Source organism: Pseudomonas sp. FG36 (genome assembly GCF_057809275.1).
In genome coordinates, this window is record NZ_JBMDJQ010000033.1 from 23,483 (window position 1) to 40,702 (window position 17,220).

Annotated in this window: 13 protein-coding genes; 2 read left to right on the forward strand and 11 right to left on the reverse strand. The window is 65.3% G+C overall.

The genetic code is table 11. From position 1 onward, the window contains the following. The first annotated feature begins 34 nt into the window (after nt 1-34). Entirely contained in the window at nt 35-1,873 is a 1,839-nt protein-coding gene (locus ACODS9_RS21210) for an amidohydrolase (protein WP_489094703.1), read from the forward strand. A gap of 84 nt (nt 1,874-1,957) precedes the next feature. Here the strand turns inward: ACODS9_RS21210 and ACODS9_RS21215 are convergent, their stop codons facing one another. Both ACODS9_RS21215 and ACODS9_RS21220 read right to left on the reverse strand, forming a co-directional pair. Beyond that, entirely contained in the window at nt 1,958-2,869 is a 912-nt protein-coding gene (locus tag ACODS9_RS21215) for a LysR substrate-binding domain-containing protein (protein ID WP_401108241.1), read from the reverse strand. 88 nt (nt 2,870-2,957) lie between these two features. Continuing rightward, the gene (locus tag ACODS9_RS21220) at nt 2,958-3,242 is read right to left on the reverse strand and encodes a DUF3077 domain-containing protein (RefSeq protein WP_489094686.1); all 285 of its coding nucleotides are present in this window, start codon (nt 3,240-3,242) and stop codon (nt 2,958-2,960) included. A 555-nt stretch (nt 3,243-3,797) separates the two neighbouring features. Here ACODS9_RS21220 and ACODS9_RS21225 point away from each other — a divergent pair. After that, nucleotides 3,798-4,076, forward strand: coding sequence for a HigA family addiction module antitoxin (locus ACODS9_RS21225; RefSeq protein ID WP_489094687.1), 279 nt, complete (start codon nt 3,798-3,800; stop codon nt 4,074-4,076). 3 nt (nt 4,077-4,079) lie between these two features. Here the strand turns inward: ACODS9_RS21225 and ACODS9_RS21230 are convergent, their stop codons facing one another. The 9 genes from ACODS9_RS21230 to mgtA form a co-directional block, all read right to left on the reverse strand. Next, entirely contained in the window at nt 4,080-5,867 is a 1,788-nt protein-coding gene (locus tag ACODS9_RS21230; protein WP_489094688.1) for a monovalent cation:proton antiporter-2 (CPA2) family protein, read from the reverse strand. A 224-nt stretch (nt 5,868-6,091) separates the two neighbouring features. Beyond that, nucleotides 6,092-7,108: an alpha/beta hydrolase gene (locus ACODS9_RS21235; RefSeq protein ID WP_489094689.1), complete on the reverse strand. Its 1,017-nt coding sequence runs from the start codon at nt 7,106-7,108 to the stop codon at nt 6,092-6,094. Between the two features lie 31 nt (nt 7,109-7,139). Then, entirely contained in the window at nt 7,140-7,391 is a 252-nt protein-coding gene (locus ACODS9_RS21240; RefSeq protein ID WP_489094690.1) for a DUF2790 domain-containing protein, read from the reverse strand. Nucleotides 7,392-7,569: 178 nt separating this feature from the next. Continuing rightward, the gene (locus ACODS9_RS21245) at nt 7,570-9,057 is read right to left on the reverse strand and encodes a YifB family Mg chelatase-like AAA ATPase (RefSeq protein ID WP_489094691.1); all 1,488 of its coding nucleotides are present in this window, start codon (nt 9,055-9,057) and stop codon (nt 7,570-7,572) included. A gap of 196 nt (nt 9,058-9,253) precedes the next feature. Then, the gene (locus tag ACODS9_RS21250; RefSeq protein ID WP_489094692.1) at nt 9,254-11,767 is read right to left on the reverse strand and encodes a TonB-dependent siderophore receptor; all 2,514 of its coding nucleotides are present in this window, start codon (nt 11,765-11,767) and stop codon (nt 9,254-9,256) included. Nucleotides 11,768-11,848: 81 nt separating this feature from the next. Next, complete coding sequence (locus ACODS9_RS21255; protein ID WP_489094693.1) at nt 11,849-12,790, reverse strand: FecR domain-containing protein; 942 nt, start codon at nt 12,788-12,790, stop codon at nt 11,849-11,851. Further along, on the reverse strand, nt 12,787-13,269 hold the full coding sequence (locus ACODS9_RS21260) for a sigma-70 family RNA polymerase sigma factor (RefSeq protein ID WP_489094704.1): 483 nt from the start codon (nt 13,267-13,269) through the stop codon (nt 12,787-12,789). Before ACODS9_RS21260 ends, ACODS9_RS21255 begins: the two co-directional genes overlap by 4 nt. Nucleotides 13,270-13,447: 178 nt before the next feature. After that, entirely contained in the window at nt 13,448-13,807 is a 360-nt protein-coding gene (locus ACODS9_RS21265; RefSeq protein WP_489094694.1) for a DUF2493 domain-containing protein, read from the reverse strand. Nucleotides 13,808-13,817: 10 nt separating this feature from the next. After that, nucleotides 13,818-16,529 carry a magnesium-translocating P-type ATPase gene (gene mgtA / locus ACODS9_RS21270; protein WP_489094695.1) on the reverse strand — a complete coding sequence of 904 codons (2,712 nt, stop codon included), beginning with the start codon at nt 16,527-16,529 and terminating at the stop codon, nt 13,818-13,820. Nucleotides 16,530-17,220 lie beyond the last annotated feature (691 nt).

Below are 17,220 nucleotides of genomic sequence, written 5' to 3' on the forward strand. Positions count from 1 at the left end.
CGGTTTCGCCCACGCCGCCACCCAAGGAGGCGCCATGACTGCCGACCTCATCCTGTTCAACGGCAAGCTGCATACCATTGACCGTGAAAAGCCCACCGCCAGTGCCGTTGCCATCAAGGACGGCAAGTTCCTCGCCGTGGGCAGCGATGCCGAAGCCATGGCCCACAAGGGCGCCGCTACTCAGATCATCGACCTCAAACAGCGCACGGTCATCCCGGGCCTCAATGACTCGCACCTGCACCTGATCCGTGGCGGCCTGAACTACAACCTCGAACTGCGCTGGGAAGGCGTACCGTCGCTGGCCGACGCCCTGCGCATGCTCAAGGACCAGGCCGAGCGCACGCCGAGCCCGCAGTGGGTACGCGTGGTTGGTGGCTGGAACGAATTCCAGTTCGCCGAAAAGCGCATGCCCACCTTGCAAGAGATCAACCAGGCCGCGCCGGACACCCCGGTATTCCTGCTGCACCTGTACGATCGCGCCTTGCTCAACCGCGCCGCGCTCAAGGCCGTGGGCTACACCAAGGACACGCCGAATCCGCCGGGTGGCGAGATCCAGCGTGACAAGTTCGGCAACCCCACCGGCATGCTCATCGCAAGGCCCAATGCCACGATCCTCTACGCCACCCTGGCCAAGGGACCGAAGCTGCCATTGGAGTACCAGGTCAACTCCACCCGTCAGTTCATGCGCGAGCTCAACCGCCTCGGCCTGACCAGCGCCATCGATGCCGGCGGCGGCTACCAGAACTACCCGGACGACTACCAGGTGATCCAGGAACTGGCCGACAACGACCAGCTGACCGTGCGCATTGCCTACAACCTGTTCACCCAGAAGCCCAAGGAAGAGCTCACCGACTTCAAGAACTGGACGCAGAAGGTCAAGCCGGGCGACGGCAATGACTTCTTCCGCCACAACGGTGCCGGCGAGATGCTGGTGTTCTCCGCCGCCGACTTCGAGGACTTCCTCGAGCCGCGTCCGGACCTGCCGCAGACCATGGAGCAGGAGCTGGAGCCGGTGGTGCGCCACCTGGTCGAGCAGCGCTGGCCGTTCCGCCTGCACGCCACCTACGACGAGTCGATCTCGCGCATGCTCGACGTGTTCGAGAAGGTCAATCGCGACATTCCGTTCAATGGCCTGCCATGGTTCTTCGACCATGCCGAGACCATCACCCCGCAGAACATCGAGCGGGTGCGGGCGCTGGGCGGCGGTATCGCCATCCAGGACCGCATGGCCTTCCAGGGTGAATACTTCGTCGACCGCTACGGCGCCAAGGCCGCCGAGCACACCCCGCCGATCAAGCGCATGCTCGACATGGGCGTGCCGGTGGGTGCCGGTACCGACGCGACCCGGGTGTCCAGCTACAACCCGTGGACTTCGCTGTACTGGATGGTCAGCGGCAAGACTGTCGGTGGCCTGGAGCTGTACCCGGAGGGCTTGAGCCGAGAGACCGCGCTGCAGCTGTTTACCCATGGCAGCGCCTGGTTCTCCAGCGAGCAGGGCAAGAAGGGGCAGATCAAGGTCGGCCAGCTGGCGGACCTGGCGGCATTGTCGCTGGACTTCTTCAGCGTCGATGAAGAGGCGATCAAGGGCATCGAGTCGGTGTTGACCGTTGTCGACGGCAAGGTGGTGTACGGCGCCGCCGAGTTCGACAAGCTGGGCCCGGCGCAGGTGCCTGTGTTGCCCGAGTGGTCGCCGGTGGTCAAGGTGCCGGGGCACTGGCGCGCCGGGGCGCCGATGGCGGCGGCGCTGCACCAGTGCGTCGGGCCGTGCGGGGTGCATGCCCACAGCCATGAGAAAGCGCGGCACTCCAGTGTGCCGGTAAGTGATTACCAGGGCTTCTGGGGGGCGCTGGGCTGTTCCTGCTTCGCCTTCTGATGGCCTGATCGCGGGGCAAGTCGGGTCGCCGCATCGCCGCTCCCACGCAAGGTAACTGACCTTCGTGGGAGCGGCGATGGCGTGCTACGCCATGTCGCTGACCGCGAACTCTTCAGCCAGATGATCGATCAACGACCGCACCGACGGCAGCAGCCCGCGCCGCGACGGGAAGATCGCATGCACGATGCCGCATCGCGGGTTCCAGTCCGGCAAAATCTCCACCAGTCGCCCCGCCGCCAGGTCCTCGCGCACCGCCACTCTGGGCAGGTGCGCGATCCCCACGCCCGCCACCACGAAGTGTCGCAAGGCAAACAGATCATCGGTGACCATCCGCGGCGTGTGCGGGATCACCAGGCTGCGGCTCATGTCCTCGCCCTGGAACAGCTCCCACTGGTACTCACGCTGGGCGCTGCCCCAATGGACGCTGGGCAGCTCACTGAGCTGCTGCGGGTCGAAGCCTTCGGCAAGCTGTTCGAGAAACGACGGATGCCCGACCAGGCACTGGGTGCTGTTGCTCAGCACCTTCATCACCATGTCGGTGTTCTCCAGCGGCGGGAAGCGCACCCGCAGCGCCACGTCGAAGCCCTCGTGCAGCAGGTCGACGCGGCGGTTGGTGCTCTCGATGAACAGCTCCACCTGCGGGTACTTGAGCATGTAGCGGGTGAGCATCGGACCGACCCAGGAGTTGAGCAGGGTGGTCGGGCAACTGATGCGTACCAGCCCGCGGGGTTCGCTGCGGTTGCGCTCGATGATCTCGGCGGCGCCCTCTGCCTCCACGCGCATGGCCAGGCAGCGGTTGTAGTAGGCCTGGCCGATCTCGGTCAGCGAACAATGCCGGCTGGTGCGGTGCAGCAGGCGCACGCCGAGGCGCTCCTCGAGGTCGGCAATGCGCCGGCTGAGCTTGGATTTGGGCATGTCCAGCGCCCGCCCGGCCGGGGCAAAGCCACCGTGCTCGACCACCTGGGTGAAGTAGTAGAGGGAGTTGAGGTCTTCCAAGGGGCGATCTCCACAGCGCGCCGGGGTAGTGGGGCGCAGTCTACCGGGCGGTGATGGCCTTCATCCAACTCCCTGAAGGCAATGTCGCTCAGGGCGACTCGATACCCTCCAGCATCGCCTCGGTCAGGCCCTCGGCCATCTCGATCCCATGCAGGCTGGCCCACAGCAGGCTCCTGCCGGTTTCATCCGTATGCTCCAACGCCTTGTAGCCGACGTTGTAGGCGCTGCGCAGGTACTCGGCGACATGCACCAAGGCGTCGTGGGCGTTGATATTGGGGTTGACCGCAAACAGCGGTGGGTGGCCGGCGTCGCATTTGCCGAAGGCGTGGTGACGGGTGTCGGGGAGGGGTGGGTCGGGAACGATTTTTTTCATTGCAGATTCCTTCTTCAGGTTTGACTGCAACCGTCCGTTTCCACGCAGAGGGCGGCAGTTGTACACGGGGTGGAAATCCGGAAAGAAGGTCACCCGGTAGGCCAGAGGCCTCCCGCATACAACTGCCATTACGGCACCTTCTCAGGACTACCGGGTTTCCACGCCCGATCGCTGAACCGACAGCGACCCGGTCAGCCTAGAGGGCATGATTTCCCCGGACAATCAGAAGGGTATCGACAGACCTTGTAGGGTATTTCTTGGGCTGTAGGCTGCCCAGTGGGAAAGGTTTTCAGCTCACGTAGGACATGGATGAATTCGGCAGATTCGAGCGTTTTTAGAACACGTTCCTTCGAGCTTGTCGGAGGCTTCTCGGTTGATCTTCTCTGCCGCTGTTGTATGGTTTCAGGCGAGCGCGAAACCAGTTGCTATCCAGTGGCGAGAACTGGCGTAGGAACCCCGTTGGTGGCTGGATCATCAGCGTAGGGTGAGACCTCGATCTGCTGTTTGAACTGGGGGGCGCAAAGCGGCCCCAGATTTCAAGATGAAGTGACAATCATGCACAACCCTCCCCACCCCGGAGAAGCCCTGCGCGAAGACGTCCTGCCCGCCATTGGCATGAACGTCTCCTCCCTGGCCCGCCACCTGGGCTATTCACGTGGTCAGTTATCCACAGTGCTCAACGGCCACGCAGCCATTTCAGCCGACCTGGCCTATCGCCTCGAACTGGCCGGGCTTGGCAGTGCCTGTCAGTACCTGGCCGAACAGGCGGCCTACGACCTGTGGCAGGCCGCGCACCGCGAGCATCCACCTATCGAGCGGCTGGCGTTCGCCTGAGCCTCAATCCTCATCCGACGCAAACAACCGTTCCAGCTCCACCCGCGCTTCCTTGGCCGTCTGCATCACCTTGGCCCGGTCGTCGCGGACCTGCCCTTGGGCCTCCAGCACCTGCTCGTCATGTTCGGTGAACCGGGCGATGCGGTCTGTCGCCTGTGCTTCGGTGAGCCCCAGCCCGACCAGCGCGCGGCGGCTCATCTCCAGGCTGGAATAGAACGTCTCGCGGATCGGGTCGGCACCCACGTCCATCAGCTTGTGCACATGCTGACGGTTACGTGCCCGGGCGATCACCTTCAGGTGCGGGTACAGGCGCTTGGCCCGCTCCGCGGTGTGAATGGCTACCTCGGGGTCGTCGATGGTGATGATGAAATACTCGGCCTCGCCGACCTTGGCCGCGTGCAGCACTTCGGGGCGCAGTGGGTCGCCATAGAACACCGGCACCTGTTCGAACATGCGGGTCATCTCGATGGCGTCCACCGAGGTCTCCAGGGCTATGAACGGGATCTTCTGCGCCCGCAGGATGCGCGCGACGATCTGGCCCATGCGGCCCATGCCGGCGATCACCACGCGCGGGGTGCCAGCGTCGATGGCCTTGTACTGCTCGGGCACCTCGCGGGCGGGCTGCGGGCGCTTCAAGGCGCGGGCGCAGCCGAGCATCAGCAGCGGCGTTAGCGCCATCGACAGGGTGATGGTCATCAGCAGCAGGTCGTAGGTCTGGGTGTCGAACAGGCCCTGGTCCTTGCCCAGCTTGAACACCACGAAGGCAAACTCGCCGCCGGCAGCCAGCACCATCCCCAGGCGCAGGGCGCTGGCGCTGTTCAGGCCACCGGCCAGGCGGCCGACGCCGATCAGCAACGTAAGCTTCACGCCGATCAGCAGCAGGGTCAGGCCCAGCAGCACCAGCGGCATTTCCAGCAGCAGGCGCAGGTTGGCGCCCATGCCGACGCTGATGAAGAACAGGCCCAGCAGCAGGCCCTTGAACGGCTCGATCTGCGATTCCAGTTCATGGCGGTATTCGGAGTCGGCCAGCAGCAGGCCGGCGAGGAAGGCGCCCAGGGCCATGGACACGCCGGCCTCCTCCATCAACCAGGCGGTGCCGATCACCACCAGCAGCGCGGTGGCGGTGGACACTTCCGGCAACCCGGTGCGGGCGACGATACGGAACAACGGGCGCAGCAGATAGCGGCCGCCGACGATGACGATGGCGATGCTGGCGAACACCTTCAGGCCATGTTCGAGGCTGTCGCCGTGGCTGGTGTCCGGGCCGCTGGCGGCCAGCAGCGGCACCAGGGCGATCAACGGGATGGCGGCGATGTCCTGGAATAGCAGGATGGCGAAGGCCAGCCGACCGTGGGGCGCATTGAGCTGCTTGCTTTCGGCCAGGCTCTGCAGGCCCAGCGCGGTGGACGACAGGGCCAGGCCAAGGCCGAGCACGATGGCCGCGGGTAGCGTCTGGCTGAAGCCGAACAGGGCGATGGCGCCCAGTACCGCGCCGGTCAGGACCACCTGCGCGGTGCCGACGCCGAACACCGATTTGCGCATCAGCCACAAGCGTCGTGGTGAAAGCTCCAGGCCGATGATGAACAGCAGCAACACCACGCCCAGCTCGGAGATGTGCGCGACGCTCTCGGTGTCGCGGATCAGCCCCAGGGCCTGCGGGCCGATGGCCACGCCGGCCAGCAGGTAGCCGAGCACGGCGCCCAGTTGCAGGCGCTTGGCCAGCGGCACGGCGACCACGGCGGCGAGGAGGAAGATGACGGCGGTTTGTAGAAGGCTGCCTTCGTGTGGCATTGCTCGGACTCCTTGAACTGCGTGCGGCAGCGTGTGATGCAACAGCTTATGTCATCGATGAAAGAGGCGGGCATTTTCGGGGGACGAGGGACACAGGACAATCCTGGAGTTACAGGAAGCAGCGTTCCGAAAGTGGGACCTTTGCTGAATCAATCGCGGGGCAAGCGCGCTCCCACGAAGGTCTGATACCTGCGTGGGAGCGCGCTTGCCCCGCGATCAACTGCTTACTGCAAATGGGCTTTCAGCGCCTGCGCCGCCTGGTCCATGGCACTGCGCACACTGGGCACGGTGCTCAGCACGTTGAGCAGGCCGTAGTCATGGATCATGCCGTTGTAGCGCACGGCGATCACCGGTACCCCGGCGGCGTCCAGCTTGCGGGCGTAGGCTTCGCCTTCGTCGCGCAGCACATCCATCTCGGCGGTCTGTACCAGGGCTGGTGGCAGGCCTTGCAACTGCTCGAGGCTGGCGCGCAGTGGCGAGGCATGGATGTCGTCGCGTTGACGCGGGTCGGTGGTGTAGTTGTTCCAGAACCACTGCATCATGTTGCGGGTCAGGAAGTGGCCTTCGGCGAACTGGTTGTAGGACGCGTTGTTGAAGTTGGCGTCGGTCACCGGCCACAGCAGGGCCTGGAAGCGCAGCTTCGGTGTGCCGGCCTCCTTGGCCTTCAGTGCCACCACCGCAGCCATGTTGCCGCCGACGCTGTTGCCGGCTACCGCCAGGCGGCTACCGTCAACACCGATCTCCTTGCCGTGCTCGGCGACCCAGCGGGTGGCGGCGTAGGCCTGGTTGATCGCGGTGGGGAACTTCGCTTCCGGTGACGGCGTGTAGTCGACGTAGACCGCCGCAGCGCCGGAGCCCACCACCAGGTCACGGATCAGGCGTTCGTGGGTGGGGTAGTCTCCCAGCACCCAGCCGCCGCCGTGGAAGAACATGAACACTGGCAGCTCGCCCTTGGATCCTTCGGGCCGCACCACGCGGATCTCCAGCGGCTGACCGTCGGCCTGGATGGTCCGGCGTTCGACGCGGATCCCCGACACATCGACCTTCACCCCGGCCTGGGCACCGCTCAGCACCGCACGGGCATCCTTGGGCGCGAGCGTCTCCAGCGGCTTGCCGCCACCGGCGGCCAGGGCGTCGAGGAAGCCTTGGGTGGTGTGCTCGACGCCGGGGCTGCCGGCGGCGAAGGCGCTGTTCACGGCAAGGGCCAGCAGGCCGGCGGTCAGGGTGTGGGACAGTTTCATGTTCTAGCTCCTTTGGCGGGCGAGCCGCGGCTCAGTTCTGGTTGGCGAGGACGGTGGGTTGCACGTAGCTCACGGCGCGCAGCTGGCCGCTGCTGTCGCGGTAGGTCAGGGTGGCGGTGCTGGTCTGGCCTTGGGTGCTGACGGGGGCATCGACGCTGACGACCTTGGCGATGTCCAGGTCCATGCCATAGCGGTACGGGGTGGCTTCGCTGGCGAAGCTGCTGACGCTGGTGCCGAGGGCCAGGGTGGTGACAGTGACGGCGAAGGCTTTGCGAAGGGTCATGATCGTTCTCCGGGTTCTGCTGAGTGGGGTTGGCGACTGCTTGCTGCTTGAGATGAATAATGCGCGCAAATATTTAGCGCACAAAATATATTTCCGCTATGACGCTGATTGAGTGGGTCTGTCGAAGGGGCTCAGCCTTGATGCAGCGGGTGATTGCGCGGAAAACCGCCGTAAAAGATCAGGCGCTGGGCCGATACTGCAGCGCCTCCGCCAGGTGCGACCTGGCTATGGCTTGCGCGCCCTCCAGGTCCGCCAGGGTGCGGGCCACCTTCAGCAACCGGTGCGCTGCCCGCAACGAGAGCGTCAGCCGTTCGCAGGCCTGCTCCAGCCAGGCCTGGTCGACCGGCTCCAGCGGGCAGTGCCGGCGCAGCCCCTTGAGGTCGAGGAAGGCATTGGCGCAGCCCTGCCGGCGCTGCTGCAGCTTCCGTGCCTCGGCCACCCGCTGGCCAACACTGGCGCTGGTCTCGCCGCTGGGCTGGTGGGTCAGCACGGTGCTTTCCCGGGCCACCGTCAGGTGCAGGTCGATGCGGTCGAGCAGGGGGCCGGACAACTTGTTGCGGTAGCGCTGGATCTGCTCGCTGCTGCACCGGCAACGACCGGTGGGGTCACCCAGGTAGCCGCAGGGACAGGGGTTCATGGCCGCCACCAGTTGAAAGCGCGCCGGGAAGCGCACCCGGTCCTTGGCCCGGGCCACCACGATCTCGCCGGACTCCAGCGGCTCGCGCAGCACCTCCAGCACGCGCCGTTCAAATTCGGGCAGCTCATCGAGGAACAGCACGCCATGGTGCGCCAGGGTGATCTCGCCGGGTTGCGGCCGGCTGCCACCACCCACCAGCGCCGGGCCGGAGGCCGAGTGGTGGGGGTGGCGGAACGGCCGCTGTGGCCAGCAATCGAGCGGGGCATGGCCGCTGACCGAGCGGATCGCCGCCACCTCAAGCGCCTCGCGCTCGTCCAGCGGCGGCAGCAGCCCGGGCAGGCGGCTGGCGAGCAGGGTCTTGCCGGTGCCCGGCGGGCCGGAGAACAACAGGTTGTGCGCGCCAGCTGCGGCGACCAACAGCGCCCGCTTGGCGGCGATCTGGCCTTGTACTTCGCTGAGGTCCGGGTAGGGGCGTTGCTCAAGCAACAGGCCATTCGCGGCGTAGGGTGATAATGTCGGTTGCGCATTCAGGTGGGCGACCAGTTCCCGCAGGTGCCCCACCGCGTACACCACGAGGCCGCTTGCCAGGCTCGCCTCTTCGGCGTTTTCCCTGGGCACCACCAGCGCCCGACCCGCGTCTCGCGCCGCCAGTGCCGCAGGCAGTACGCCCTGTACCGGACGCAACGTACCCGACAGCGCCAGTTCGCCCAGGCATTCGATGCCGTCGAGGGCGGCAACCGGTACCTGGCCGTTGGCGGCCAGGATGCCCAGGGCGATGGCCAGGTCGTAGCGGCCACCGTCCTTGGGCAGGTCGGCCGGGGCTAGGCTCTGGGTGATGCGCCGGGCCGGATAGTCCAGCCCGGAGTTGACGATGGCGCTGCGGACCCGATCCTTGCTCTCCTTGACCGTGGTTTCCGGCAGACCAACCAGGGTGAGCGTGGGCAGGCCGTTGGCCAGGTGGGTTTCGACGCTGACGGCGGGTGCTTGCACCCCCACCTGGGCGCGGCTGTGGACGAGGGCGAGGGACATGGGGCACTCCGTGTTTGCAGGTGATGGCCGCATCCTGCGGCCTGGCAGAGCTTAGTGGTGTTCCTTGCCTGTTGGGCTCAAAGAGTGCGTCGAGTTTTGTCCGACCTGGCGCCCGGAGATGTGGACGCCCAACGTGCCGGACATCGGCGTGCCCCGACACGCCGACCTGCCTGGTTTCATGAATCAGGTTGCGACCTCATTCGAATACGCCGCGCAAGGTCAGCACGAAGTTGCGTGGCTCACCGTAGTAGTTGCCGTACTCGGATGTGCCGACGCTGGCGTAGTACTTGCGGTCGAACAGGTTGTTGCCGTTCAGGGCCAGGGTCCAGTGATCGTCGACCTTGTACTCGACCATGGCGTCGTAGACGGCGTAGCCGCTCTGGCTGAAATCGAACGGGGTTTCACCCACGGTGTTCCAGTTGGCGTCGAAGCGGTAGGCCTTGCCTTCCACGTAGCTGGCGCTCTGGGCGGTTACCCCGGCGCCGACGCGCCACGCCGACCAATCGCCCGGCAGGTTGTAGACCGACCAGAGCTTGAACAGGTGCTTGGGCGTGACGGTGCTGTACAGCGTCTCCTCGCTCTGGTCATCCATCAGGTTGAGGGTATAGCCGGCGATCACATCCCAGCCCGGCAGGACTTCGCCGGTGGCCTCCAGATCGATACCCTTGCTGACCACCTTGCCCTGGCCGATGAAGCAGCAGGAGGCGCTGTAGCTGAACGGTGTGTCAGGGTAGGCGGGGTCCTTGATCGCCTGATGTTCACGCTTTGTGTAGAACAGCGCGGCGCTGAGGTTCAGCGCTCCATCGAACAGCTCGCCCTTGATCCCGGTCTCGTAGGTCTTTCCGGTCATCGGGTCGAGGGAGGTGCCGGACTTTTCCGGGCCCTTGAGTTTCTGCGCCTGGGGTTTGTAGATCTCGGCGTAGCTGACGTAGGTCGACCACTGGTCGTCGAGCGCGTAGATCAGGCCACCGAATGGCACCAGGGTGGTCGGCTCGCTGTGCGAGACCTGGTCCTGGCGAGCCCAGTCCCCGGAGCCATCGCGATTGCGTGTGGCGTAGGCCTGTTCGAAGGTATCGCGCTGGGCGCGGGCGCCGATCACCAGTTTGAGCGGCTCGGCCAACTGCAGGCGTAGGGTGGAGTAGAGACCGTACTGCTTGCGTTTGTTGGGGTAGTAGTCGCGGTAGAAGGCATGGTTGGTGGCCTCGGTCGGCAACGGTGTCGACTGTGGGTCCCACAGGTCGATCATGCCGCCCAGGCCGACCTTGCCCTGGGCCGCGCGCCAGCGGCTGGTGACCTCCTGGTAGTCGCCACCCACCAGCAGTTCGTGTTGGCGGCCGAAGGCGTCGAAGGTGCCGGAGAGGTTGACGTCGAACACCGACTGCTTGCTCCAGCTGGAGACATAGCTGCCCCACCAGTAGGGGCCGGTGTTGCTGTTCTCGTCAACGGAGCCGTAGGGGATCACGCCCTCGGTGGAGCCTTCGTTGTACGAATAGGTGTAGGAGGTGTTGAGCTTCCAGTCATCGGAGAAGTGATGGTCGAGCTTGGCGAATAGCTCGCGGGTGTAGCTGTCGTTCCAGGCGCTGTTGGTGGTGTACCAGGTGTGCCGCGGCAGTTTCAGGTCGCCGCCGGTGCTGTAGCGCGGCAGGCCGTCGCCCACGCCGTTTTCATGGACCTTGTCGTAGCTGCCGCCGAAAGTGAGCATGGTGTCGTCGCTGACGTCGGCCTCGAGCACGCCATAGAAAAACGGCCGTTCGGTGCTGCGGTTGTCGAAGAAGTACTGGCGGTCCTGGTAGGCGGCCACCATCCGTCCGCGCAGCTTGCCGTCGAAGGCCAGGGGACCTGTGACATCCACTTCGCTGCGGTAGTTGTCCCACGAGCCCGCCGAGGCTTCGAGCTTGAGCTGGTAGTGATCGAGCGGGCGCTTGCGCACCAGGTTGACGATGCCGCCCGGGTTGCCGGTGCCGCCGAGCAGGCCGCTGGCGCCGCGCAGCACTTCGACATGGTCATAGGCGGCCAGGTCGTACTTGCGTTGGCTGTAGAAGGTGCCCAGACCGTTGCCGATGTCCATCGGTGCCGTGCCGTCGATCTGCAGGTTGTCGATCGGGAAGCCGCGGGAGATGAATTCCTGGGTGTTGAAATTGACGTTGCGCAGCGTGATGCCGGGGGTGAATTTCATCGCGTCGTCAAGGCTGACCATGCGCCGGTCCTCGATCAGCTGGCGGCTGACCACCGATACCGACTGCGGGGTGTCCTTCAGGCTTGTCGGGGTCTTCGAACCGACGCTCACCAGCCCGGTAGTGTAGGAGCGTGTGCCCTCGGTGGCCTGGCCCATGCCTTGACCCTGAACCTGCGTGCTGCCGAGTTCCAGGGCGTCGCCAGCGCTGGCGGCGAACTGCAGCGCCCAGTTGCCGTCGGCGGCCTGCACGGCCTTGAGCCCGGTGCCTTCGAGCATCAGGTACAACGCCATGTCGGTGGGCAACTGGCCGCGCACCGGCCTGGCCTGCTTGCCCTGCACCAACTGCGGGTCGTACGGCAGGGTGATGCCGGCCTGCTCGGCGAAGCGGTTGAGGGCTTCGGCCAGTGGCGCGGCGGGGAGGTCGTAACGGCGCAGAGGCTGTTCGGCCAGCACGGGATGGGCCAGGCCGATGCTGGCGCCAAGCAACAGGGCCTGGGCGAGCAAGGTGGGGCGGTAGCGGGACAGCAGATCCATCGGAAGCTCCTGGGAATTGGCAGGTGTTTTTCCTGTTTGTCGAAGGAGCGGGGAAAACCCGTAAACGAGAATCGATTTTCTTTACGCCGGGAGGATGCGCACCCACAACGCGGTTCGCCATTGCAGGCGCACCGGCCAGGTGTGAGCCAGGCTGCGCAGGGCATTGTCGGTGTCGTCGAGCTGGAACACCCCGGAAACGCGCAGGCCGGCCACCGTCGGATCGCAGCCGACCCAGCCTTCGCGCTGACGGGCCAGGGTATCGGCCAGTTCGGCCAGGGGCATGTCGTTGGCGATCAGCAGGCCACGGGTCCAGGCCGAGCCCTGGGCCTGGGGATTGGCCAGGGGCTGCGCGCCATGGCGGTCGATGCGGTACTGCTCGCCGGCCTTGGCCAGTTGTTGGGCTCGCCCGGGCACCTGGATCGCGATCTGGCCCTGGTCGATGGCCAGGCGCGTGTTGCCGCGCGCCTGGCAGACATCGAATGCCGCGTCGAATGTCCACAGGCTGGCCTCGGCGCTGGTCACGCACAGGGGGCGTTGCCGGGTGTCGCCCCGCGCGCGGACATAGACCTGCCCTTCAAGCAGTTCGACCAGACGCTCGGTCGCGCTGAAGCGCACGTTGACCGCACTGCGGCTGTTGAGCTGCAGCTCGCTGCCATCGGCCAGCTGGACACGGCGACGCTCTCCGGTGCGGGTGCTGTGGTCGGCCAGACTCAGGCGCCAGGGTGAGTGTTGCAATGCCTTGCCGCTTAGGCCCAGCCCCATCAGGCCGAGTGTGAGCAGCTTGAGGGCGTGTCGGCGATCCGCCCGCTCGGGCGCCGTCAACGCACGCAGGGCAACGCCACCGGGCAGCTCGCGGGCCTGGCTGAAACATGCTTGGGCTTCCTGCAGGGCCTGCCAGGTGGCTTCATGGCGTGGGTCGCTCTGGCGCCAGGTGAGGCAGGCGGCACACAGTGCCGGCGCATGCTGCGCCGACTCGAGCCTGACCAGCCAGCCGATGGCCTGGTCGAGCACGTCGTCGCTCATGATTCCAGCCTTGCCAGATAGCAGTGGCGGATGGCCTTGACCATGTACTTCTCGACGCTGCTCAGGCTGATCCCCAGGTGATGGGCGATTTCCTGGTAGCTCATGCCTTCCAGTCGTGACAGCAGGAAGGCCATGCGCACCTTCACCGGCAGGCCATCGAGCATGGCGTCGATCTGCATCAGCGTCTGAAGCAGGATCAGCTGGCGCTCGGCCGAGGGCGCCTCGGGCTCCGGCAGGCTGGCCAGGGCCTGCAGATAGGCGGTCTCCAGCTTGTGTCGGCGTTGGCGGTCGATCATCAACCCTTTGGCCACGCTGCTGAGCCAGGCTCGCGGTTGGCGCAGCGTCGGAATCAGCTCCGGCCGGCCGAGCAGTTGCACGAAGGTGTCGTGAGCCAGGTCAGCTGCGTTGTCGGCATGTTGCAGGCGTCGCCGCAGCCAGCCCAGCAGCCAGGCGTGGTGATCCTGGTACAGCACATCCATGGCCTGGCGCGGCGGCGGAATTGAGGGTGAGGGCACGACGAACCTCTCCTGCAAAAGGAATGAGCGAGATGCAGATGGGAATCGCTCTCAATCCTACGGGGTTTGCGGTCGTGTGCTCAAGAGGGCTACGGAATGTTCTGATGGGGGACGCCAAGCGCCCCCTCAGATCGTGGTCAGGTCAATGTGACCGTGGCTGTCTGCCGCAGATCACCGGAATCCCCGAACCCCGCGCCCGGGCCAGCAACTCCTCGGTATCGTCGCCGCCCGGCAGCGCCAGCACCAGGTCGGGCCGGCTGTCGCGCAGCATGAAGACGTTGCGCAAGCGCTCGGCCAGCTTGCCGTGCAACTGCCAGTTGGGCGGATAGCGCACGATGTCAGCGCCCTGTTCGCGGGCCCAGCCTTCGATTTCGCCGCCCAGGTGCTGGCTGCCGCCGTGGATCAACACCTGGATCGGTTGCTGGCGCTGGAGGGCGTCCAGCGCCTGGCGGCAGCGTTGGTTGTCGGCGTAGTTGCGCCCCGCGCAGATCAGTACGCGCATGTCCACCCCCTCAGAACCACTGGCCGAAGCGGCGGATGTACAGGGTCTTCATGCCCTGGGCCACCAGGCAGTAGCCCAGCAGGGTAGCGGCCAGCCATGAGAAGTATTCCCACGGCAGCGGCACCAGCCCGACCATCGCCCCCAGTGGCGAGAACGGGATGTAGATGCCCAGGCACATCACCAGGCCGGTGGCCAGGATTACCGGCAGCGCCGCGGTGCTTTGGAAGAACGGCACCTTGCGGGTGCGCAGCATGTGCACCACCAGGGTCTGCGACAGCAACCCCTCGATGAACCAGCCGGACTGGAACAACGCCTGCATTTCCACGCTGTTGGCGGCGAACACGTACCACATCAGGGCAAAGGTGGTGATGTCGAAGATCGACGAGGTTGGGCCGATCCATAGCATGAAGCGACCGATGTTGCGGGCATCCCACTTGCGTGGCTCGCGCAGGAATTCCTTGTCCATGCGATCCCACGGCAGCGACAGCTGGGAGAAGTCGTACATCAGGTTCTGCAGCAGCAGGTGGATCGCCAGCATCGGCATGAACGGGATGAACGCGCTGGCCACCAGCACCGAGAACACGTTGCCGAAGTTGGAGCTGGCGGTCATGCACAGGTACTTCATGATGTTGCCGAAGGTTTCGCGGCCCTTGAGCACGCCTTCCTCCAGCACCATCAGGCTCTTTTCCAGGAGGATGATGTCGGCCGATTCCTTGGCGATGTCGGTGCCGCTGTCCACCGAGATGCCCACGTCGGCATCGCGCAACGCCGGGGCGTCGTTGATGCCGTCACCGAGGAAGCCCACGGTGTGGCCATTGGCTTGCAGCGCCTTGAGTACCCGCGACTTCTGCAGCGGAGTGAGCTTGGCGAACACCGTGCGCTCTTCGACCAGGGCCTTGAGCTGGGTGTCGTCCAGGCGCTCGATGTCCTGGCCGAGCAGCGGCTGGCCGGGCTCCAGGCCCACTTCGCGGCAGACCTTGCAGGTGACCACCGGGTTGTCGCCGGTCAGCACCTTCACCTTCACGCCCATCTCGCGCAGGGCAGCGATGGCCGGGCCGGCGGTTTCCTTGGGCGGGTCGAGGAAGGTCAGGAAGCCACGGATCACCAGCTCGCGCTCGTCATCGGTGTGGTACTGAGGCTTGCTGTCGGCAGCTGGGATGTCACGGGTGCCGACCAGCAGCACGCGGAAGCCTTCCTGGTTGTAGGTGCTGGCGCTGGCCAGCAGTTGCTGGCGTCGCCCGGCATCCAGAGCGATCCGCTGGCCGCCTTCTTCCACATGGGTGGCGATGGCCAGCATTTCCTCGACGGCGCCCTTGCTCACCAGCAGGTGGTCGCCCAAGGCATCCTTGACGATCACCGACAGGCGCCGGCGGATGAAGTCGAAGGGCAGTTCGTCGACCTTGGCGTAGGCATAGGGCGGCTGGAAGCCCTGGTCTTCGCCGGCAAAGCGCAGCACGGCCTGGTCCATCAGGTTTTTCACGCCGCTCTGGTGGTGGCTGTTGAGCCAGGCCAGTTCCAGCAGGCGCGGGTCCTTGTGGCCGCTGGGGTCGACGTGGTGTTCGAGGATGATGCGGTCCTGGGTCAGTGTGCCGGTCTTGTCGGTGCACAGGACATCCATCGAACCGAAGTTCTGGATGGCGTTCAGGCGCTTGACCACCACCTTGCGCCGGGCCATGGCCACGGCGCCTTTGGCCAGGTTGGCGCTGACGATCATCGGCAGCATCTCCGGGGTCAGGCCCACGGCAACGGCCAGGGCGAACAGGAAGGCATCGCTCCAGTCGCCCTTGACCACGCCGTTGAGCATGAACACCACCGGCACCATCACCAGCATGAAGCGGATCAACAGGCGGCTGACGCTGTTCACCCCACGGTCGAAGGCAGTCTGGCTGCGCGAGCCGACGATGGCCTTGGCCAGCGAACCGAAGTAGGTGCGCTTGCCGGTGGCCACCACCACGGCGCGGGCGCGGCCGCTGACCACGTTGGTGCCCATGAAGCCGATGTTGGGCAGGTCGAGCAGGCCGCTTTCATCGCTTGCGCTGCCTCCGGCGGACTTCTGCGCGACGTGGCCGAGGGTGTCGTACTTTTCCACCGGCAGTGCTTCACCGGTCAGTACCGCCTGGCTGATGAACAGGTCGCGGGACTCGATCAGGCGGATATCGGCGGGGATCATGTCGCCAGCCGCCAGTTGCACGATGTCGCCGGCCACCAGTTCGTTCATCGGCACTTCGCGCAGGCGCGCCGGCTGGTCGTGGCGCTCGCGGCGCAGCACGGTGGCGGTGGTGCGGACCATGGCCTTGAGGGCGTCGGCGGCCTTGCCCGAGCGATACTCCTGCCAGAAGCGCAACAGGCTGCTGAGGCTGACCATGGTCATGATGATGATGACCTTGGTCAGGTCCGCTTCTTCCAGGTCGCCTGCGCGTACCGGCAGCCAGTAGTCGGTGACGAAGCTGATGCCGGCGAGGGTGAGCAGCACGTAGATGAAGGGGTTGTGCAAGGCCTTGAGCAGTTGCACCAGGGCCGGTTGCGGCTTGTCATGGGCGACTTGGTTGGCGCCGTCGCGCTGCAGGCGCTTGGCGGCTTCGTGCTCGGTCAGGCCCAGTTCGCTGGCATCGAGGTTGGCCAGGGTCACGGCCAGGCCGTTGCGTGCTTCGCGGGCGGCGCGCATGGACAGGCGGGTGTCTTCGCCGGCTTTGCTGCGGGTGTTGCGGTCTTTTACGGTCATTTGGCTGTGCTCCTGCCGCAGGAGGCGGCACGACACACAGTCGACTCACGGTGGGGAAGGTGAGTGAACGTGTCCCGTGTCGCAATGATTCAAACAATGAAAAACGTGGTTTTTCCGACGTTTACGTGTTCGCTGGCGAATGCCGGAAATAAGATCGGCAGCGAACTTTCTACTGGCTGATTCCATGGTCGGTTAATTCCATTTGTTAAGTGGCGGGCAATAGAAATCCAATGAACTTTAATTACTTAAAGTTCGGAAGTTTCTGACGATTTAAATGGCGTCAGTTCAGCGAACGGACAGCATCGCGCGCGTCACTGCAGGCAGCAACGGGCGCGCTATCGACTGGGCGGTTTCAGGGGCGAAGACAAGCCCCAGCCGCGGACAGCACGGTACGGGGCCTTGTGCGCAAAGGCGCGCAGGCGAGGGGTAGCGATATCAAGGTTCATGAGCTTGCCTCCGACCGGGCGGGCACCCGGCGCGGCAAGCTACGGCGGAGCATCAGGCTCTGGCGCGGCTTGCCCGACCTAGGGGCGGGCCCGGAGTTCCGGTTCAAGTGCCTGGCGGCCAACAGCTGCCAGACAGCGACTAGATACTGTGTCCATTGAATTCTTCGTGAGTTGAAATAAAGGCCCGCTTTTCGGGGCGGGTGAACTTTATGCAAAGCATAGCGGGGAAGTCAACCGGGAAGACG